Origin of the sequence: Caballeronia calidae, assembly GCF_900044055.2 — a bacterium.
Lineage (GTDB): Bacteria > Pseudomonadota > Gammaproteobacteria > Burkholderiales > Burkholderiaceae > Caballeronia > Caballeronia calidae.
Window position 1 is genome coordinate 1 of sequence record NZ_FCOX02000094.1, and the last position, 18,324, is coordinate 18,324.

The 18,324-nt window shown below is 64.0% G+C and carries 18 protein-coding genes; 5 read left to right on the forward strand and 13 right to left on the reverse strand.

Features of this window, described 5'->3' with window-relative positions:
- Together AWB78_RS48785 and AWB78_RS37995 are read left to right on the forward strand one after the other, a co-directional pair.
- Positions 1-293, forward strand: a 293-nt coding sequence (locus AWB78_RS48785) for a hypothetical protein (protein ID WP_232478043.1), incomplete at its 5' end; no start/stop codon positions are given.
- Positions 294-879: 586 nt separating this feature from the next.
- On the forward strand, positions 880-1,173 hold the full coding sequence (locus AWB78_RS37995) for a hypothetical protein (protein ID WP_157697760.1): 294 nt from the start codon (positions 880-882) through the stop codon (positions 1,171-1,173).
- A 43-nt stretch (positions 1,174-1,216) separates the two neighbouring features.
- Here AWB78_RS37995 and AWB78_RS38000 read toward each other — a convergent pair whose 3' ends face one another.
- Positions 1,217-2,626, reverse strand: a complete 1,410-nt coding sequence (locus AWB78_RS38000) for an MFS transporter (protein ID WP_062611869.1) — start codon at positions 2,624-2,626, stop codon at positions 1,217-1,219.
- Between the two features lie 328 nt (positions 2,627-2,954).
- On the opposite strand from AWB78_RS38000, the gene AWB78_RS38005 reads away from it, so the two are divergent.
- Positions 2,955-3,974 carry an alcohol dehydrogenase gene (locus AWB78_RS38005; RefSeq protein ID WP_062611870.1) on the forward strand — a complete coding sequence of 340 codons (1,020 nt, stop codon included), beginning with the start codon at positions 2,955-2,957 and terminating at the stop codon, positions 3,972-3,974.
- A 19-nt stretch (positions 3,975-3,993) separates the two neighbouring features.
- On the opposite strand, the gene AWB78_RS38010 is transcribed toward AWB78_RS38005, so the two are convergent.
- The 7 genes from AWB78_RS38010 to AWB78_RS38040 all read right to left on the reverse strand — a co-directional run bounded on the left by AWB78_RS38010 (position 3,994) and on the right by AWB78_RS38040 (position 11,065).
- Entirely contained in the window at positions 3,994-4,596 is a 603-nt protein-coding gene (locus tag AWB78_RS38010; RefSeq protein ID WP_062611871.1) for a dimethylsulfoniopropionate lyase, read from the reverse strand.
- A 40-nt stretch (positions 4,597-4,636) separates the two neighbouring features.
- The gene (locus AWB78_RS38015; RefSeq protein ID WP_062611872.1) at positions 4,637-5,779 is read right to left on the reverse strand and encodes an FAD-binding oxidoreductase; all 1,143 of its coding nucleotides are present in this window, start codon (positions 5,777-5,779) and stop codon (positions 4,637-4,639) included.
- Between the two features lie 171 nt (positions 5,780-5,950).
- The gene (locus AWB78_RS38020) at positions 5,951-6,499 is read right to left on the reverse strand and encodes a GNAT family N-acetyltransferase (RefSeq protein WP_062611873.1); all 549 of its coding nucleotides are present in this window, start codon (positions 6,497-6,499) and stop codon (positions 5,951-5,953) included.
- Positions 6,500-6,527: 28 nt separating this feature from the next.
- Positions 6,528-7,139: a helix-turn-helix domain-containing protein gene (locus AWB78_RS38025; protein ID WP_062611874.1), complete on the reverse strand. Its 612-nt coding sequence runs from the start codon at positions 7,137-7,139 to the stop codon at positions 6,528-6,530.
- A 102-nt stretch (positions 7,140-7,241) separates the two neighbouring features.
- Positions 7,242-8,606, reverse strand: coding sequence for a purine-cytosine permease family protein (locus AWB78_RS38030; RefSeq protein WP_062611875.1), 1,365 nt, complete (start codon positions 8,604-8,606; stop codon positions 7,242-7,244).
- Between the two features lie 212 nt (positions 8,607-8,818).
- A complete protein-coding gene (gene glyA, locus AWB78_RS38035; RefSeq protein ID WP_062611876.1) occupies positions 8,819-10,066 on the reverse strand; it encodes a serine hydroxymethyltransferase in 1,248 nt (415 codons plus the stop codon).
- Positions 10,067-10,285: 219 nt separating this feature from the next.
- A complete protein-coding gene (locus tag AWB78_RS38040; RefSeq protein WP_062611877.1) occupies positions 10,286-11,065 on the reverse strand; it encodes an SDR family NAD(P)-dependent oxidoreductase in 780 nt (259 codons plus the stop codon).
- A 209-nt stretch (positions 11,066-11,274) separates the two neighbouring features.
- Here AWB78_RS38040 and AWB78_RS38045 point away from each other — a divergent pair, with 209 nt between their 5' ends.
- Positions 11,275-12,279 carry a helix-turn-helix domain-containing protein gene (locus tag AWB78_RS38045; protein ID WP_062611878.1) on the forward strand — a complete coding sequence of 335 codons (1,005 nt, stop codon included), beginning with the start codon at positions 11,275-11,277 and terminating at the stop codon, positions 12,277-12,279.
- Here AWB78_RS38045 and AWB78_RS38050 read toward each other — a convergent pair.
- Positions 12,251-12,955, reverse strand: coding sequence for a GNAT family N-acetyltransferase (locus AWB78_RS38050; protein ID WP_096031913.1), 705 nt, complete (start codon positions 12,953-12,955; stop codon positions 12,251-12,253). The two genes, AWB78_RS38045 and AWB78_RS38050, sit on opposite strands and share 29 nt — an antisense overlap.
- A 127-nt stretch (positions 12,956-13,082) precedes the next feature.
- Between AWB78_RS38050 and AWB78_RS38055 the strand changes: the two genes are divergently transcribed.
- Positions 13,083-14,063 carry a GlxA family transcriptional regulator gene (locus tag AWB78_RS38055; RefSeq protein WP_062611880.1) on the forward strand — a complete coding sequence of 327 codons (981 nt, stop codon included), beginning with the start codon at positions 13,083-13,085 and terminating at the stop codon, positions 14,061-14,063.
- A gap of 11 nt (positions 14,064-14,074) precedes the next feature.
- Here AWB78_RS38055 and AWB78_RS38060 read toward each other — a convergent pair whose 3' ends face one another.
- From AWB78_RS38060 to AWB78_RS38075, 4 genes are all read right to left on the reverse strand, one after another.
- Positions 14,075-14,776: an SDR family NAD(P)-dependent oxidoreductase gene (locus AWB78_RS38060; protein ID WP_062611881.1), complete on the reverse strand. Its 702-nt coding sequence runs from the start codon at positions 14,774-14,776 to the stop codon at positions 14,075-14,077.
- A gap of 77 nt (positions 14,777-14,853) precedes the next feature.
- Complete coding sequence (locus tag AWB78_RS38065) at positions 14,854-16,821, reverse strand: alkyl/aryl-sulfatase (protein ID WP_062611882.1); 1,968 nt, start codon at positions 16,819-16,821, stop codon at positions 14,854-14,856.
- 86 nt (positions 16,822-16,907) lie between these two features.
- A complete protein-coding gene (locus tag AWB78_RS38070) occupies positions 16,908-17,672 on the reverse strand; it encodes a bestrophin-like domain (protein ID WP_062611883.1) in 765 nt (254 codons plus the stop codon).
- A gap of 215 nt (positions 17,673-17,887) precedes the next feature.
- Complete coding sequence (locus AWB78_RS38075) at positions 17,888-18,145, reverse strand: hypothetical protein (protein WP_062611884.1); 258 nt, start codon at positions 18,143-18,145, stop codon at positions 17,888-17,890.
- Positions 18,146-18,324 lie beyond the last annotated feature (179 nt).

Sequence of the window (18,324 nt, forward strand, 5' to 3'; positions counted from 1 at the left end):
ACAGCGCCGGCTGCGGCGCTCCAACCCAGAAAATGCGCCTTCATTTGCACCCTCCTTACCCGACAGGGCCGGAATGCGTGGGCGATTCGCGATTAGGTACGCTCGATTTGCCGGGAAGAACTGTTGCAATGATCGCGAGACCGGCCATCCACGGCACGAAAGCCATACTGCGCAACGCCTCAACGGTAGGCAAGAACGGCGGTCCACACAAGAGCTTCTCTGCGATCGGGGCACAAAAAAAATGCATTGGACAATCGCTAACAGATCACGCGTTGCACGTCAGACATCTTTGACAAGGCATACGAACAAGATGTTCTATGCGTCGTGGATGATAAAGCTCACGCGTGGATATATCGCGCTCCTGAGCGGCGAAGCGTACAGGAGTCCCGGTAGTCTGTTTGAAGTGTTGAAGGGTGAAATCGCGCCAGGGATGATGCTTTCCGCAAGGGCCCATATAAGCGCCTTATCATGCGCGCGATCGTGCGATTCGGTTGATGCATCGCGCCGCGTGGCAGACAATCAGTCACGTTGTAACGCAATGCTGCTTGTAAGTCGCTTTGCGTCGGAGAATGGAACGCGGATCGGAAAATCAAACGATAGTGAAGCACGAGAACGTCATCTTTGCGCGGGATGAGATCTGACGATCAGCACGTCTGTTCAGATGTCTTCATCCACTACGATAGATCATGAGAGCCGAGCCTCGACGCGCTTCGCGTCGCCAACTGGATCGAGGAAATTGCGCATATGAGCAGACGATTTTCCTTCAAGGATCGGCTCATGCAATGCCCGCGCTGTCGCAGGACGGTCGCCGCGAACTTTCGCATTTGTCCGCATTGCGATTTTCATCGCGAACAGGAAAAGACCGTTCCGCGATCGCGCTTGTTAGCGCACTCGTCCGGTCAACCTGTCGCGCGCGCATCGCGACGACCGGAGCAGCGCACGCGCTTGCGCGTGGTGCTGGCGGTCGTGCTGGCCGTGCTTGCGATCGGCGGCTATGTTTCCGTGGGGACGCCGGGGCTCGATGCGCCCCCGAAAGCGCATGATTCGACGCACGTGCCCAGCGCTGTCGACGAGCACCCGAACGCGCCGCAAGCAAAGACCGGTCAGACGCAAGCGGCGCCTCGCCGCCGCCGCGGCGTGCTGAACGCGAACGGCCGGTCTGTGGCGCGCTGACATGGAAACAGCCGCAGGCGTTCTCCGATAAAGCGCGCGTGAGTCACGCCTCGGCGTTCGCCTGCGCATTGCGCAAATGAATGCCGAGCGCACGCCGCGCGCTCAACGCGAGCAACGCGCACGACAGCGCATTGAACAGAAACAGCCCGCTCGGCCCGACGATCGTCATCAGCGCCGACGCCAGCGCCGGTCCCGTCATTCCGCCGAACGAGAACAGCACGAGCAGCAGCGCCGATATGGCGACGCGATGATGCGCCTCCGTGCGATCCTGCACGTGCGACACGATCAGCCCGTATTGCGTGAACGTGACGGCCACATAGACTAGCGTCGCGACCCAGGTGATCACGCGCACGTCGAAGAGGAACAGCACGAGGCTCAGTGCTGCCGAGATCGATGCCGTGATATAGACGAGACGCCGCCGGTCGACCTTGTCGGAGAGGCGGCCCATCGGCCATTGCGGCACGAGCGCGCCGATCAGCGCAATGCCCATGAACGTTGCGAGCTCGCTCGTCGAGAAACCCGCGCGTTCGAGATAGACCGGCATCATCGCGTAGAAGCTGCTGTAGATGAAGCCCGCGAGGATGCAGCCCGGCACCGCGAGCGGCGCGGACACCATCATCTCGCGCACGCTTTCCCGCCACGTGCGCGCGGGCACGCGATGCAGCGTTTCATCCGCGACCTTCACCGGCCAGCCTTCGAGCAAGGTCACGGGCATCACGGCGGCGGCGAAGAGCGCCGCGGCGATGGAAAACTGCTGCCCGCCCGAGCCCGCGCCGACATTCAGCAGGAACTGCCCCGTTCCCACCGCGAGATAGTTGATGGCCGCATACGAGCCGAAGACCTGTCCGCGCTTTTCGTTCTCGACCGTGCCGTTGAGCCAGCTCTCGATCGACGTATAGAGGCCCATGAACGCGAAGCCGGTTAACAGACGCACGGCCCCGAGCGTCCACGGCGACTGCGCCGCGCCGAACGCGAGCGCGAGAATGGACGCCGCCGCCGAGAATGCGACGAAGGTCCGATGCTGCCCGATGCGGTCGATGAGCCGGCGATTGAACACGGCTCCGAGGATGAACCCGGCGTAGTAGCACGACTGAATCAGGCCGATGACGAGCGTCGAATAACCCGATTGCAGGATGCGCAGTGGAATGAGCGTTTGAAACAGCCCGTTTCCGACGATGAGCAGCGCATAGCCGCAGAGAAGTCCGGCCAGCGCCCGATAGCTGCTGCCGGCGGCGCCGCCGGGAACGTGCGGCGGCGCCTCGGGCGGCGCGGCGGCCGCGGGCGGCGTCTGCCTGCCGAAGAGCTTCGCTTCGGTGAGCGGCCCGGTGCGGGCCACGGCTGGCGCTTCGTGCTCCGCGCCTGTCTCGTCCTGTGTCTCGTAGGGATCGCTGGCGGCCTGATTCGTGGGATCGATTGCCTGATCGTTCGCAACTGCGTCTTCGTTCTTTGACATGACACCCTTGAAGGTCGCTCTCGTGATTCCGGGTCTCCCCGCGCGACGCCTGAATCCGGCGTCATCGCGATCGGCCCGTTTCCGCTTCTTTAAACGCGCTGAACGATGATGGTAACCGGCGATGACCGTGTCCGATGTTCGAATTTGTTTCTTCGTGCTTCCAGTCATCCGGAGGGCCGGCACATGCCTCGCGCCGATCCCTGTCACAATCGCCGATTCGGACGTGTCTCGACGATGCGGTCGGGATTGCGATTGGCCGGACCGTCTCATCCGTATGCGGCGTGCACGCGTATGCCGCGCGTTTTTCTCCCATCGAAAGGAGCAGGCGATGCCAACGATGCAGGCAGTGCAGGTAGCGAAAGCCAATGGTCCATTGGAGGTCGTCCAGCGCGACGTGCCGGAGCCGCCCGAAGGACACGTGTTGATCAAGGTGCAGGCGTGCGGGATCTGCCACAGCGATTCGCTGACCGTCGAAGGCCTGTGGCCGGGCCTGCAGTTTCCGCGCGTGCCGGGTCACGAGATCGCGGGCGTGATCGAGAAGACCGGCGCGGGCGTCGAAGGTTGGGAAAACGGGCAGCGCGTGGGCGTGGGCTGGCACGGCGGGCATTGCGGCCATTGCGAGCATTGCCGGCGCGGCGACTTCGTGCTTTGCAAGCATGCGCTCGTGCCCGGCATCAGTTATGACGGCGGCTACGCGGAGTACATGGTGGCGCCGCAGGAAGCGCTCGCGCGCATGCCCGACGACCTCTCCGACGTCGATGCCGCGCCGCTCCTTTGCGCGGGCATCACCACCTTCAACGCGCTGCGCAACAGCGGCGCGCGCGCGGGCGACGTGGCCGCGATCCTCGGCATCGGCGGGCTCGGTCATCTGGGCGTGCAGTTCGCGCGGAAGATGGGTTTCGTGACGGTCGCCATCGCGCGCGGACAGGACAAGGCGCCGCTCGCGAAGCAACTCGGCGCGCATCACTACATCGACAGCGAATCGCAGAATGTCGCCGAAACGCTGCAGGCGCTCGGCGGCGCGCGCGTCATTCTGGCGACGGCCACGAGCGGCAAGGCGATGAACGCAACGCTCGGCGGTCTCGGGCTGAACGGCAAGCTCATCATGGTCGGGATATCCGAAGAGCCGGTCGAGGTGCCGATCACGCAGTTCATCATGGGCCGCAACTCGGTGCAGGGCTGGCCGTCCGGCACGGCGGCGGATTCGCAGGACACGCTCGCGTTCAGCGCGCTGTCGGGCGTGAAGCCGATGATCGAGGAATTCCCGCTCTCGCGCGCCGCGGAAGCCTATGCGCGGATGATGAGCGGCAAGGCGCGGTTCAGGGTGGTGTTGACGCCGGGGAAGTGAGCGCGCCTGCCGCTCGCCGCTAGTCGCCGTCCCTCGTGAGCAGGCACCAGATCGCGAGGAACGGCGTCGCGCCCGATCGCATCGCGTGCGGATTGCCACGCACGTTGTGAATGCCGCCGCCGATGCCCGGATCGATCCAGTCGCCGCCGTTCTGCCGGAACTCGCCGGGCGTGAACAGCACGTAGGCTTCCTCGGGCGGATGGCTGTGGTCGGGGTATCGCGTGTGCGGCAGCATCAGCGAGAAGCCCAGTTGCACGTCATAGCGGCTCTCTGCGCCGCCGGGCCCGCAGATCATGCCGTGCACGTGGGCGTCGATATAGTTGTCGCTGCCGTTCACGCCCGACGAGCGGCGCGACCATCCGAGGTCGGGCTCGAGCGCCGTGATCGCGCGCGCGGCGGCGCCGAAGAGGGTGTCGTGGCCGATGAACGGGGCGAGCGCCGCGTCGAGCGAATCGCAGGCGGGATAGCGCGTGTCGTGCCGCGCGCCGTCGTCGGACGGTGTGCGCAGCCGCTCGAAAACCCGCGACGCGACGCGGCGCCCGCCGTCCGGCAGCTTCTCCGAGCTGAACAGCTTTTCCGCAATGGCGATGTACGCCGAAACATTCTCCGGACGACCGTTCATGACGTGCTCCGTGGCTGACATGGGCGCGCGAAGGGTCTCGTCAAAGTTCCAGCACGAGGTCCGATGTCGGGCGGCTGCAGCACAGCAGACGGAATCCCTTCTGAACTTCCCTGTCGCGAATGCCGCCATTGTGTTTCATGTCGACCGATCCTTCCAGCACCTTCGTCTTGCACGTGCCGCACACGCCCTGGCTGCACGATGACGCGACAGCGACCCCCGCTTTCTTCGCCGCCGCGAGCACGGTGTCCGTCGCGTTCATCGTGAAGGACTTCGACGAGCGCGACAGCTTGACGGTGAAGGTGGCCTGAGCGGCATCGGCTGGCTCGCACGCGGGTTCGGGCGCGGGCTCCGGCGCGACATCGGCTTTGATGTCGAAGCTTTCCTGATGGTAGCGCGCCGGATTGTGGCCGCCTTCGAGGAGCAGGCCGCGCACCGCGCCCATGTAACCGGCCGGGCCGCACGTGAAGACTTCGCGCTCGAGATAATCGGGCGCCCACTTCGACAACAACTGGAGACTCAGGCGGCCAATCGGACCGTCCCATTCCGCTTCGTCGCCGATGCCTTCGCAGACGAAGAACACGCGCAGGCGCGGCGACAGCTTCGCGAGCCTCGCCAGTTCATCGCGGAACACGATATCGGCGGGCGTGCGCGCGCTATGGATGAAGACGATGTCTCGGTCCAGACCCAGATCGATGCTCGCACGTGTCATCGACATCAACGGCGTGACGCCGGAGCCCGCGGAGAGATAGAGCGACTTCGTCGCGGGCGCGATGGTCGGCGTGAAGGTGCCGGACGGCCCGTAGGCACGCAGCTCGCTGCCGGGCTTCATGTTGTCGTGAAGCCAGTTCGACATCGTGCCGCCGGGCACGCACTTCACGGTGATGGAGACGAGAAAGGGACGCGTCGGCGGCGACGAAATCGTGTAGCAACGCTCGACCGGTTGCCCCTGCACATTCGCGGACACGGTCATGAACTGGCCCGGCTCGAAACGCACGGGCAGCCCGTCCGACGTGCGGAATTCGAAGCTCTTGATGTCGTGCGTTTCGTCGACGACGCGGCAGCACGTCAGCGTCTGCTGCTCGCTGCTCGGCCAAAGCCGGGCGCCATGCTCCCAGGTGCCGGCATCGGCGAGTCTGTCATCGAGATCGAGCGCGGGGGCGAAGATTCTGTCAACCGAGTTCATGGCGTTTGCGAGTGCCTGTGAGTGCGTTGCGATGGCTGCAGTATTGGATCGCGAGAAAACAGCGTCAATGCGCTTAATTTTCCGGCTTGCATTACTTGAAGTTATGCGTGACGCGCGATGACCTTTTCGCGCCGATGTGCAGCCTTCGCAGTGCGCTCTCAGGGCTTGCGCTCAGCCGTCGACAGGCGCCGTGGGCGTTTCGAGGTTGAGCTGGTAGAACGCCGCGTCGAGCCATCGGCCGAACTTGAACCCGGCCTCCGTGATGGTGCCCGAGTGCCGGAAGCCGAGCCGCGTGTGCAGGCCGATGCTGCCCGCATTGGCCGCATCGACGCAACCGACGAGCACATGCACCTGCGCATCGCGCGCGCGCCGGATCAGCTCGCGCAGCAGGCGCTCGCCGAGCCCGCGGCCGCGGCAATCCCGATGCACGTAGACGCTGTGCTCCACCGTGTACTTGTAGGCGGGAAAGGCGCGGAACGTGCCCCAGCTCGCGAAGCCCAGCAGCTTGCCGGCGGCATCGACCGCGCCGACGACCGGAAAGCCGCCCGCGCGCTTGGCGGCGAACCACGTTGACATGGCCGCTGCAGGGCGGGGCACGTAGTCGTAGAGCGCGGTCGAGTTGACGATGGCGTCGTTGAGGATGTCGAGGATCGCGAGCGCGTGGTCGGCTTCGTTGCAGTCGATCAGGCGCACGTCGTCGTGCGGTGCGGAGGTTTTCATGGGTGTGTCGCTTGAGGCCAGGGATGAATCAGGTCGCGGGTGCGTCGCAGATCGCGAGGACGTAGCGCGCCGCTTTCGATGTCGGATTGCTGAAGATGATCGGCCGGTCCAGCCGCATCGCGAGACAATCGCCTTGCTGGAGCGAATGAAGCGCGTCGCCGATCACGATGTCGATGCGTCCGCTCATGACCCAGACCTGCTGATGCATCGTCGATTCGCGCCCGCCCGTTTCGTATGCGACGCGCGCGCCGGCCGGGAAGTCCACTTCGACCAGTTGAAGCGGGGACGGCCAGCCCGGCGGAGAAAGGTTTCTGCGCGTGTAGCCGGACTCCGGATCGCGCCATTTCAATTGCGCACCGCGCCGCACGAGCGGTTCCGCCGGCGCACCTTCCCGCTCGCCGCCGAACAGGCTCGCGAGCGATATGCCGAGGCCCGCAGCGAGTTTGTCGAGGACGACGGCCGTCGGGCTGGCCGCGCCGCGTTCGATCATCGAGATCATCGAGCGGCTCACGCCGCAGCGCGTCGCGAGCGCGTCGAGCGTGTAGCCGCGTGCCGCCCGCAGCGCGCGCACGCGCTCGGCGATGCGTTCGTTGATGCCGCTCTCGGCGGTTTCGTCGGTTGGATTGGCGTTATCTAACATAGTGGATGCAGTTTCCAGTAAATTAGATCACGCTGTCAAGCGCTTCGAAATGAAAACAGCCGCGTCGGGAACGCGGCTGAGATCGGGCGATGCGAACTGCGCTTAGTTGGCCACGGCGCGCGATTCCATCGAGAGTCCGCGGTTCATCACGTAGTAGAGGATGCCGGGCACGAGCAGGCTCGGAATCCAGCTCACGTCCGCGCCGATCATCTTCGCGAAGTAGCTGTGATAGAACGAGAGATCCATGAAGGGCAGCGTGCTCGCGATGCCGAGGCAGTAGATCGCCAGCGTCGACATATTGAACTTGCCGTAGCGGCCGCGCGCGTCGTACATCTCCGTCACCGAATAATCGCCCTTGCGAACGAGGTAATAGTCGACGAGGTTGATCGAGCTCCAGGGCACGAGCACATAGATCTGCGCGTTGAGGATATCCGCGAAATAGTCGTTGAAGTGATACTGCGTGCCGATGGCGATGACCGTGGCGATCGCGGCCGTCACCGCGAGCACGGAAAACTTCATGAGCTTGCCCACGCGCGTCATCTTGTGAAAGCCGCTGAAGATGGTCACGCTCGACATATACGCGCTGTACAGGCTCAGCACGTTGAACAGCAGCACGCCCAGCACGATGATGATGAGCGCCGGACGCGACCAGCCGCCGAACATCGACGCGATGCCCGTGCCCGGATCGGTGGCAATGGAAGGCGCGGCCGTGGCGAGCAACGCGCCGAGCATCATCACGAGCAGCGAGCCGAGCAGGCCGCCGAGATACGTGTACCAGAACGTGTGCTTCGTCTTCACGTTGGCGGGCAGGTAGCGCGAATAGTCCGCCACGTAGGGGCCGAAGCCGAGCGTCCACGATGCGGCCTGCGCAACGACCAGATTGAACGCGCCGCCGGAGAAGCCGTGCTTCGCGTGTTGAATGTTGCTCAGCATCTCGGGCTTCGAGAACACCAGCGCCGCCGATGCGAAGAAGATCACACACGAGAGCAGCGTCATGAACGCGCCCATCTTGTGAATCAGTTCATAGCCGATATAGCTGATGACGAACGTGAGCACGCCGAAGAGGATGATGGCCGCGTTGTCGCTCATCGGATAGATGGCCTTCACCGAATCGCGCATCACCACGCCGCCCGCCGCGACGAAGAGGATGTACGCGAGCACCACGATCGCGAGCGGGAACGCCGCGCCGAACACGCCGAACTGCGCGCGGCTCTGGATCATCTGCGGGATGCCGAGATGCGGCCCCTGCGCGGAGTGCGCGGCCATGAAGATGGTGCCGATCACGTTGCCGAGAATCAGGCCGACGATGGTCCAGAAGAGGCTCAGCCCCGCGACGATCCCGAGCGTGCCGATGACGAGCGCCGTCACCTGCATGTTCGCGCTGAACCAGATCGTGAACAGCCGCTTCGGCGTGCCATACCGCTCGTTGAGCGGAATGAATTCGATACTTCGCTTTTCCACATCCATGGTCAGTCTCCAAAAGAGTCCAGCTGCCGGCATCGAGCCTTGATACGTTGCGAGTCGATGTCACTTTAGGAGGCCGTTTTTTTGAGCACTATCGCATTTCGGCAAGTACGGGTCATCCCTGACGGAGTCCGTTGCACCAATGAAAAACGTCGGGCCCGCTGCACGGCGACAGCGGGCCCGACGTCAGGGCGTTACCTTACCTGCGGATTACCTCAGCCGTACACCGGGAAGCGCTTCGTCAGCTCGGCGACCTGCTGGCGAACGCGTTCGAGGTTGGCCGCGTCTTCCGGGCTTTCCAGCACGTCGGCGATCAGGTTGCCGACGATCTCCGCTTCCTTCACGCCGAAGCCGCGCGTCGTCATCGCGGGCGAGCCGAGGCGAATGCCGCTCGTGACGAAGGGCTTTTCCGGATCGTTGGGGATCGCGTTCTTGTTGACCGTGATGTGCGCAGCGCCGAGCGCGGCTTCCGCAGCCTTGCCGGTGATCTTCTTCGCGCGCAGATCGACGAGCATCACGTGGCTTTCGGTGCGGCCCGACACGATGCGCAAGCCGCGCTTCACGAGCGTTTCAGCGAGCACGCGGGCGTTATCGACGACCTGCTGCTGATACGCCTTGAATTCCGGCGACAGCGCTTCCTTGAACGCGACGGCCTTCGCGGCGATCACGTGCATCAGCGGGCCGCCCTGAATGCCGGGGAAGATCGCGGAGTTGATCTGCTTCGCGAACTCTTCCTTCATCAGGATCACGCCGCCGCGCGGGCCGCGCAGGCTCTTGTGCGTCGTCGTGGTGACGAAGTCCGCATGAGGAACCGGGTTCGGATACACGCCCGCGGCGATCAGGCCGGCGTAGTGCGCCATGTCCACCATCAGATACGCGCCGACCGACTTCGCGATCTTCGCGAGGCGTTCGAAATCGATCTTCAACGCGAACGCCGATGCGCCCGCGACGATCAGCTTCGGCTTGTGCTCATTCGCGAGCTGTTCGGCGGCTTCGTAGTCGATGTCCTCGGCTTCGTTGAGGCCATAGCTCACGACCTTGAACCACTTGCCCGACATGTTGACGGGCGAGCCGTGCGTGAGGTGGCCCCCGTGCGCGAGGCTCAGGCCCATGATGGTGTCGCCGGGCTGCAGCATCGCGAAGAACACGCCCTGGTTCGCCTGCGAGCCGGAGTTCGGCTGCACGTTCGCGGCTTCGGCGCCGAAAATCTGCTTCACACGGTCGATCGCGAGTTGCTCGACCACGTCGACATATTCGCAACCGCCGTAGTAACGCTTGCCCGGATAGCCTTCCGCGTACTTGTTGGTGAGCTGCGAGCCTTGCGCGGCCATGACCGCCGGGCTCGTGTAGTTTTCCGACGCGATCAGCTCGATGTGATCTTCCTGACGCTTGTTTTCATCGGTGATGGCCGCCCAGAGTTCCGGATCGACGTTTTCAACGGTGCTGGCTGCGCGATTGAACATGGTGATTACCCTGTGAGAGATTCAGATTGCTACGGAACGCCTTTCTTTCCCGTATTCCATCGAAAGCCGGCGCGCCGGGATAGAAGAATTGCGACATTGCGCTGGAATGCAGCGCGCGGCGGGCGAAAAAAAATCGAAGGTTCGCATCGCTGCGAAGCCTTCGATTCGAATGCCGCCCTCGGCATGTTTTTGTATGCGTGGTATTTCGTGCCGGTTGGCTCAGACTGCCGAAAAACAGTTGTCGACGAAGAGATGCGTGCCGTTCACGAAGCTCGATTCGTCGGATGCCAGGAATAGCGCAGCCGCCGCGACTTCCGAAGGCTCGCACAGGCGCCCCTGCTGTGCCGTGATGGCTTCCTCGGTGGCGTCGACGCCCATCGCCTGAAGGTCCTTCAGTTCGCGAATCCCGTGCGGCGTGCGGATGAAGCCCGGCGCGAGCGCGTTGCAGCGGATGCCCCGGTCGCGATACTCGACCGCGATCGCGCGGGCGAACATGTGGCAGGCGCCCTTGGTCGCGTCGTAGAGCACTTCGCCGGGCGTCGCGCATACCGCCGATATCGACGACGTGCAGACGATGCTGCCGCCGCCTTCCTCGAGCATCTGCGGCAGGACCGCCTTCGTCATCAGGAACATGCTCTTGACGTTCACGCCCATGAGCCAGTCCCACTCGCTTTCCTCGATCTCGAGAAACGGCTTCACGATGAGCGTGCCCGCGTGATTGAAGAGAATGTTCGCGTTGCCGTACTGCTCGCGCACGGCGCCGACCGCGCGTTGCACGTCGGCCTGGCTCGCGACGTCGGCGCCGAGGCCGATCGCCTGCAGGCCACGGTCGCGCAGGATCGACGCGAGCGTTTCGGCGGCATCGCCGTTACGGTCGATGATGGCTACCTTCGCGCCCTGCGCGGCGAACAGCTCCGACGCGGCGGCGCCGCAGCCGCCGGCCCCGCCGCTCACGATAGCGACTTTGCCCGCGAGCCGGCCGTCAATCTTTACACCCATGTTCGTGTTCTCCGGTTCCAGCGTTTGTCAGTCGGGACAGGCGGCACAGCAATGCCTTCCTGCCGGATGCAAAGTTATTGCGCCGGAAAGTTTTGTACTATCGGATTTCGGCAAGTCAGGGTTTGCACGGGCACGCGGCCTGACCGCTTTTTGGCACGTTACGCTCTCGGACGGTTTCGTCATTCCAGACCGCATTACGGCAATTCGCAATGAGCACGGCCTTACCCCTCACGATCGCTTCCGACGCACGGCTGCTCGCGCGCGCGGTCGCTTTCTCTTCGTTTACGGACGTCGACGAGCAGGCGCGCGCATTCGATGGATGGAGCCTCAATTACACGCAGATCTCGGGCGGCCTGTTTCGCGGTTCATCGTCGATCGTGTCGCTCGGCGGCATCCGGCTGCTGGTCGAGCATCTCGACAAGATCATTCTTCAGCAAGGCTCGGTGCCTTCGGACAGGCTCGCCGTGGCGGTTCCGCTGGAGCTGGAGGGCCACGCGCGGATGTGCGGAGAGAAGAGCAGCCGAGACAGCCTGCACGTTTTTTCGAGCGGCCCGGAATTCGAATTCTTTTCGCCGGACCGCCATGTGCTCGTGAACGTGGAGATCGAGCCGGACAAGCTCGCTTCGGAGCCGATGCGCGTGCTCGCCGCGTCGCTGCTCGGCCGCCCGATATCGCCGCTGATTCCGATGGCCACCGATCTCGCCGACAACCTGCGCCAGCTCCTGAAGCAGACCCTCGCCGCCGCGGCGCAGGCGGCGCCCGGCGAGCAGGCCGATACCGACGACCGCATCGAACTGCTCGAGCGGACCATCCTCTATGCGATATCGGAGGTCATGTCGCCTTCATCGCTCGAAGCGGGCAGCGCGCAGGCGCGTCCGACGAAGTACTGGCCGCTCGTCAATGCCGTGCAGGACCGGCTTCAGGACCCGGCGACGTGTCCCTTGTCGATCGCGGAGTTGTGCGTGCAGCTCGGCATCAGCAGACGGACGCTCCAATACGCGTTTCAGGATGCGCTGAACCTGAACCCGATCGCGTATCTGCGCGCGGTGCGGCTCAATCATGTGCGCCGGGAACTGCGGCTCGGCGACTCCGTCACGCTGGCCGCGACGAAGTGGGGCTTCTGGCATCTGAGCAGCTTCGCGCACGACTATCGCGTGATGTTCGGCGAGCTTCCGTCCGTCGCGGCTAAGCGTTTTGCGCGTCAGCATGACTGACCTGCGCGAGCACGAACGCGTGACGCAGTTCGAAGCCGAGCCGCTCATAGAGGCCGATCGCACTCTCGTTGTGGCTGAACACGTGCAGGAACGCCGTCTCGCCGCGTAGCGCGATGTCCCGGCGCAGGAGGTTCATGAGCCGCGCGGCGAGGCCGCGTCCGCGCCAGCGCTCGTCGACGCACACCGCGCTGATCTCCACATATCCGTCGATCGCCATGCGCTCGCCCGCCATCGCGATGAGTTCCCCCTGCTCGCGAATCCCGATGTAGCGGCCCATCTCATGCGTGCGTTTTGCGAACGGTCCAGGCCGGGTGCGCTGCACGAGCGCGAGCATGTCGTCGACATCGGCGCTGCCGAGGGCGAGCACGTCGCGGTCGTCCGTGCGTTCGTCGACGCGCCGCGTCTCGATCATCTGATGAATCGTGCCGACGCGCTTCACCTGCAACGCATCGATGCCCGCAGCGCCATCCGGCGATTGAATGACGACCTGCTCCTCAGGCCGCAGCAGCGCATGGAGCGCGCGCCAGGCGTCGGGGGTCTCGGACGACATCGCCGCGAACGGCGCCACATCGGGATGAAAGCGCCGCGCGAGCGCGTCGCCGTGGCTCAGATGTGCCTGACGCGTGGTCAGCGCGGTCCAGATCGGGCGGTCGAGGTCTGTCGTGATCGAACTCATGGAGGCTCCTGTCATCGGGGGAATCGGCGGCGCGGCGCACGCGGGCGCGAACGGATGAACCTCACTGTAGACAAGGCGGAGCGTCCGGGCTATTGTCGGAAATGACATTTTTAGAATCATTCACGCCATGCGACTGACGGTTCTCGCCCTCGACGGCGTGTTCGACACGGCGCTGTCTGCCGTGCTCGACGCCTTCACCACCGCGAACGAACTCGCCGACATGCAGCAGCCCGGCGGCGGTCCGCGCTTCGAGATCGAGCTGATCGGCATGCGGCGCGACGTGCGGACCGCGCTCGGCATGCGCGTGCCCGTCAAGCCCGCGAGCGCGATGACGAATCCCGACTGGCTGATCGTGCCCGCGCCCGGCACCAAGATGCCGGCGCAACTGCTGCCGGCGCTCGCGCGCCGCGACGTGATCGAGGCGATGGACCTGCTCGCGCGAAGTCACGCGAGCGGCGTGAAGATCGCGGCGGCGTGCATCGGCACGTTCGTGCTGGCGGAGTCCGGCTTGCTCGACGGTCACGAAGCCACCACGAGCTGGTGGCTCGCGCCGCTGTTCAGGCAGCGCTATCCGGCGGTGCGGCTCGACAGTGCGCGCATGCTGGTGCCGTCGGGCGAATTCGCGACGGCGGGCGCCGCGATGGGCCATCTCGATCTCGCGCTCTGGCTGATGAACCGGACGAGCCCCGCGCTCGCGGCGACGGTGGCGCGCTATCTGCTGGTGGACGCGCGGCCATCGCAGGCGCCTTACATGATTCCGGATCATCTCGCCCGGGCCGACCCGATGGTCGAGCGCTTCGAGCGCTGGGCCCGCGCGCGGCTCGAGCAGGGCTTTTCGCTCGATGCCGCGGCGCATGCGCTCTCGACGAGCACGCGCACGCTGCAGCGGCGCATCGAGGCGGTGCTCGGCAAGTCGCCGCTGTCGTATTTCCAGGATCTTCGCGTCGAGCGGGCGGTGCATCTGCTGCGCACGAGCCGGCTCGACATCGAAGCCATCGCGGCCGAGGTCGGTTATGTCGACGGCGCGACGCTGCGCACGCTGCTGCGCCGGCGGCTGGGGCGCGGTGTCAAGGAGATACGGGGCGGCGCGGGTGAAGCGGCTGATTGAAGCGCGATGCCTCAGAACTTTTCGACCCAGGGCCGCAGTTCCATTTCCCACGTCCACGCGCTGCGATGCTGGCGCAGCACATCGAGATAGGTTTGCGCGATCGCATCGGGGTCGAGCGTGCTGTCCGGCGCGTCCGGCGGATCGGCGCGGTGAGGGGCGCGCACGCCACCGTCGATGACGAAATGCGCGACATGGATGCCCTTCGGCGCGAGTTCGCGCGCGGCGCTCTGCGCGAGGCCGCGCAACGCGAACTTGCCCATCGCGAACGGGGCGGACAGCGCGAAGCCCTTCACGCCGGCGGTCGCGCCCGTCAGCAGGATCGCGCCCTTGGCCGCGGGCATCATGCGTCTCGCGGCCTGCTGGACCGCGTGGAATGCGCCGAACGCCGACACCGCGACGGCGCGCTCGACCTCCGCCGCATCGAGTTCGGCGATCGGGCCGCGCACGCGTCCGCTCGCGTTGTAGATCACGATCTCGGGCGCGCCGATGCGCGCGTCGGTTTCGGCGAAGAGCGCTTCCATTTCACGGGCATCGGCGGCATCGACGGGCAGCGCGATGGCGCCCGTCTCGTCGACCAGTGCCGACAGCTTCGCGACGTTGCGCGCCGCGATCACGACCGGAATGTTCTCCGCGCGCAGGCGCCGCGTGAGCGAGCCGCTGATCCCGGGCCCGGCACCGATGATGAGGGCGTTGCGATAAGGAAGAGTGCTCATGGCTTCACGCTCGTAGGGAGGGTGAAGCCGATCATAACCGCGCCGTGAAATCGGCGCGCGACGCTCGTTTTGCAGTATCAAGGCTCGCTGATCGTGAACCAGAAATCGAACTTGTCGAAGAGCGCGAGCATGTCGCTGAACTTCTGCCGGTCTCCCTCGATCCTGACCTGACCGCTATCGGCGAGATTGCCGAGCTTGAGCTTGCCGAGCGCGATGTCGTCCAGGGTCGTTCGATCGAGCGTGATGGTCGCATCGGCGTTTTGCAGCGTCTTGCCCTTGCCGTAGTTCATCACGCCGTCCTCGACCGTCAGCGAGTAGTTTTGCTTGATGTCCGGGAATATGACGTTGAAGGCGTAACGCTTGTCGCCGGCGCGCGGTCCGTTGAGATGGATCGCGAGGAAGTCGAGGAACATTTCGGTCGTCATGCCGCGAATGATGTCGGGCGACGAGGTGTTCGGCGTCGCCATTTTCTTCACGCCGCCGCGCAACTCCTGCGCGCCGCTCAGATAGAAGTTTCGGGCGGGGCCGGACTCGGCCTGATAGCCGAGCTGTTCGAGCGCGTCCGCTTCGAGCTGTCGCGCGGCCTGATTGTTCGGCTGGGCGAACACGAGCTTGTTCGTGATCGTGGCGGCCCAACGGTAATCGCCCTTCGCGAAGGCATCGCGCGCATTGGCGAGTATCTTGTCGGCGCCGATCAGTTCCACGTATTTTTTCGCCTCGTCCGCGGGCGGCAGAGGATCGAAGTCGGCCGGGTTGCCGTCCCACCATCCCAGATAAAGCTGATAGGTCGCGCGGACGTTGTGCTTCAGGTTGCCGTAGTAGCCACGGTTATAAAACTCTTTCGCGAGCGAATCGGGCAGCACGAACTGCTCCGCGATTTCATGCATCGTGAGGCCCTGATTGGCCATGCGCAACGTCTGGTCGTTGATGTACTTGTACAGATCGCGCTGCTTTTTCAGGTGCTCGACGACGCGATCGTTGCCCCACTGCGGCCAGTGATGACTTCCGAACGATACTTGTGCATCAACGCCCCAGAGATCGATCGTCTCATCGAGGTAATGCGCCCACTTCTGCGCGCTGCGCACTTTCGCACCGCGCAGCGTCAGGATGTTGTGCAGCGTGTGATTGCCGTCCTCCGCCAGATCGATGGCCTTGAACTGAGGGAAATAGAACATCATCTCCGCCGGGGCTTCGGTTCCGGGCGCCATCTGGAATACGACGTCGATACCGTCGATCGTCATCTTCTCGCCGGTCGTCTTGATGATCTTGCTCGGCTCGAAGAGCGTGATCGAGCCTGCCGCCGTGGTCAGGCCGAGACCGCCGCCGACATTGCCGCGCGGGTCCTTCGGCAGGAGATTGCCGTACATGTACGATGCGCGCCGGCTCATGACGTTGCCGGCGAACACGTTCTCGCTGACGGCTTCTTCCATGAACCCGTCGGGCGCGATCACCGGAATCTTGCCTGAGCGCACGTCTTTCTCGTCGACGATTCCCCGAATCCCCGCGAAGTGATCGACGTGACTGTGCGTGAAGATCACACCCGTGATTGGAAGCCGCTCGACCTTTTCATTGATGAGGTCATACGCCGCTTTCGCGGTCTCGGCGGAGGTCAGTACGTCGACGACGACCCATCCCGTCTTGCCGCGTATGAACGTGATGTTCGCGAGGTCGATGTTGCGGACCTGATAGATGCCGTCGACGACCTTGAACAAGCCGTGCATCGCAAGGATCTGCGATTGCCGCCACAAGCTGGGATTGACGGTCGCTGGCGTCCCGGACGTCGATTTCAGAAAGTCGTATTGCGACAGATCGATCACGACATTGCCGGCTTGTCCCTTGATGACCGGACTGGGCAGATCGGCAATGAAGCCGCGACGTGCATCGTCGAAGTCGCGCTGATCGGTGAAGTTCAGGTAACTGCGAAGCTTGTCGTTCGCCTGTACCGTCGCGGCCGTGGCGCCCTTGGGCGCTTGAGCGAGCGCGCCAAGCGGCGCGAGCGAGGACGCCAGCAGGCCAAGTCCCGCAATGAAGGTTGCAACGCGCATCGATCACCTCCGAGGTTCGGAAAGCCGGGCGACATCACCCGTTCGACTTGGAGTCGCGACAACCGCGAGTCAGCGCGCAGCGAACTCTAGGTGCCGAAGGAGTGCAGAAGCCTGTTCAGGTTTTGCGGTTGAACGTGGATGATCCCGCCCCGCGGACTGTCGATATCGGATATCAGTGCGAGCGACAGGGAGACCGTCACCGGAAGCACCGTGACGAGCCATCCCTTGCGACGCTTTCCACGTGCGCCATAGCCCTGAACGGTGCAGGCGAATAGCGCGATCACGATCATCAGAACCCATGCACCCAAGGGAATGTGATTGATTCGGGCCGCCTCGGCGTAGTCCTGGGAATTCAGAACGTCGTTCATGCCCGCGACGACGAGGGCGCCAATCGGCGTCGGCTTGTCTTTCGCGACCTGCACGGCCAGCGTCCAAAGCTGCGACTGCTGATTCGCGGTCTCGCGGTCCAGTCGCGCCAGCTCGTCGCGATCGCGCGTCCGGTAATGGGTCAGCCTGAGCTTCGCATAGGCGACCAGAGCGCTTTTCATTCGGGCACCGATGGGCGCATCCGCGAGATCCGCGCGTGCGTATTCCGTGCCTATCGCGTTCGCTTCCGCTTCTTCGAGCGTCTTGCGCTGGTCGTAACGGCTGACGGCCATCGAAAGACAGAACCCGATGAGCAGCGCGAGCAAGGTCAACGTTGCGGTCTGGACTACGTTGAAATCGTCGCGTTCCTCATCAGGGAGGTCCCGCATGCGTCTCAGAGCGAATGCGCCGAACGTCACCGCAGCAATAAAGCCCACGAGCAGCACGACAAAGAGCACCGCTGGGTGAGCGATGAATGCTGTCATGCGACGGTCTCCACGAAGCGAACCTGTTCATGCGCGACATTCAGCGTTGACTGAATGGGAACGTTTCGCAACCGATATCACTTATCGCACCAACTTACAAGCGCTCGACTGAATGGTGCGGCGGATCGTGTCGCTTTGCGAAGCGTGTGGAAGGGGAGATGAAAGAGGGGAGAAGGAAGCACAGTGGTCCCTTCTCCCCTTACGACGATGTTGCTTTAGACCTTCACGCCATGAAGCAGGCTGCCGATGGCATCGAGCGACTTCGTGATGTTCGTCAGATCGACTTTCGTGTACTGCGATGCATCGACCTGAGTCACCGGCGCGACGTTGATCTGCGGGCTGGCGAACGAGAAGCCGGTCACCGAGTTGGAGTTGATGCCGTTGTTCTGGAAGATGCTCGCGCCGCCGACGATGGCGCCCATTTCAGCGCGGCCGAGTTCTTTGCTGACAGCGAGATTTTCGATTTTCAACATGATGTCTTTCCCGATGACTGGTTTGATTGAACGAGGTCTTAGAGCTTCACACCGCCGAGCAGGCTGCCGACCGCATCGAGCGACTTGGTGATGTTCTTCACGTCGACGTCGGTGTGCGTGGAGGCATCGACCTGAGTCACGGGCGCGATGTTGGTCTGCGGGCTGGCGAACGAGAAGCC

Bases quoted from the DNA above. Each gene is read 5' to 3' on its own strand.
- AWB78_RS38000 (WP_062611869.1), bottom strand. From the start codon at position 2,626: ATGTCAAAGAACGAAGACGCAGTTGCGAACGATCAGGCAATCGATCCC.
- AWB78_RS38005 (WP_062611870.1), top strand. From the start codon at position 2,955: ATGCCAACGATGCAGGCAGTGCAGGTAGCGAAAGCCAATGGTCCATTG.
- AWB78_RS38010 (WP_062611871.1), bottom strand. From the start codon at position 4,596: ATGAACGGTCGTCCGGAGAATGTTTCGGCGTACATCGCCATTGCGGAA.
- AWB78_RS38015 (WP_062611872.1), bottom strand. From the start codon at position 5,779: ATGAACTCGGTTGACAGAATCTTCGCCCCCGCGCTCGATCTCGATGAC.
- AWB78_RS38020 (WP_062611873.1), bottom strand. From the start codon at position 6,499: ATGAAAACCTCCGCACCGCACGACGACGTGCGCCTGATCGACTGCAAC.
- AWB78_RS38025 (WP_062611874.1), bottom strand. From the start codon at position 7,139: ATGTTAGATAACGCCAATCCAACCGACGAAACCGCCGAGAGCGGCATC.
- AWB78_RS38030 (WP_062611875.1), bottom strand. From the start codon at position 8,606: ATGGATGTGGAAAAGCGAAGTATCGAATTCATTCCGCTCAACGAGCGG.
- glyA (WP_062611876.1), bottom strand. From the start codon at position 10,066: ATGTTCAATCGCGCAGCCAGCACCGTTGAAAACGTCGATCCGGAACTC.
- AWB78_RS38040 (WP_062611877.1), bottom strand. From the start codon at position 11,065: ATGGGTGTAAAGATTGACGGCCGGCTCGCGGGCAAAGTCGCTATCGTG.
- AWB78_RS38045 (WP_062611878.1), top strand. From the start codon at position 11,275: ATGAGCACGGCCTTACCCCTCACGATCGCTTCCGACGCACGGCTGCTC.
- AWB78_RS38050 (WP_096031913.1), bottom strand. From the start codon at position 12,955: ATGAGTTCGATCACGACAGACCTCGACCGCCCGATCTGGACCGCGCTG.
- AWB78_RS38055 (WP_062611880.1), top strand. From the start codon at position 13,083: ATGCGACTGACGGTTCTCGCCCTCGACGGCGTGTTCGACACGGCGCTG.
- AWB78_RS38060 (WP_062611881.1), bottom strand. From the start codon at position 14,776: ATGAGCACTCTTCCTTATCGCAACGCCCTCATCATCGGTGCCGGGCCC.
- AWB78_RS38065 (WP_062611882.1), bottom strand. From the start codon at position 16,821: ATGCGCGTTGCAACCTTCATTGCGGGACTTGGCCTGCTGGCGTCCTCG.
- AWB78_RS38070 (WP_062611883.1), bottom strand. From the start codon at position 17,672: ATGACAGCATTCATCGCTCACCCAGCGGTGCTCTTTGTCGTGCTGCTC.
- AWB78_RS38075 (WP_062611884.1), bottom strand. From the start codon at position 18,145: ATGTTGAAAATCGAAAATCTCGCTGTCAGCAAAGAACTCGGCCGCGCT.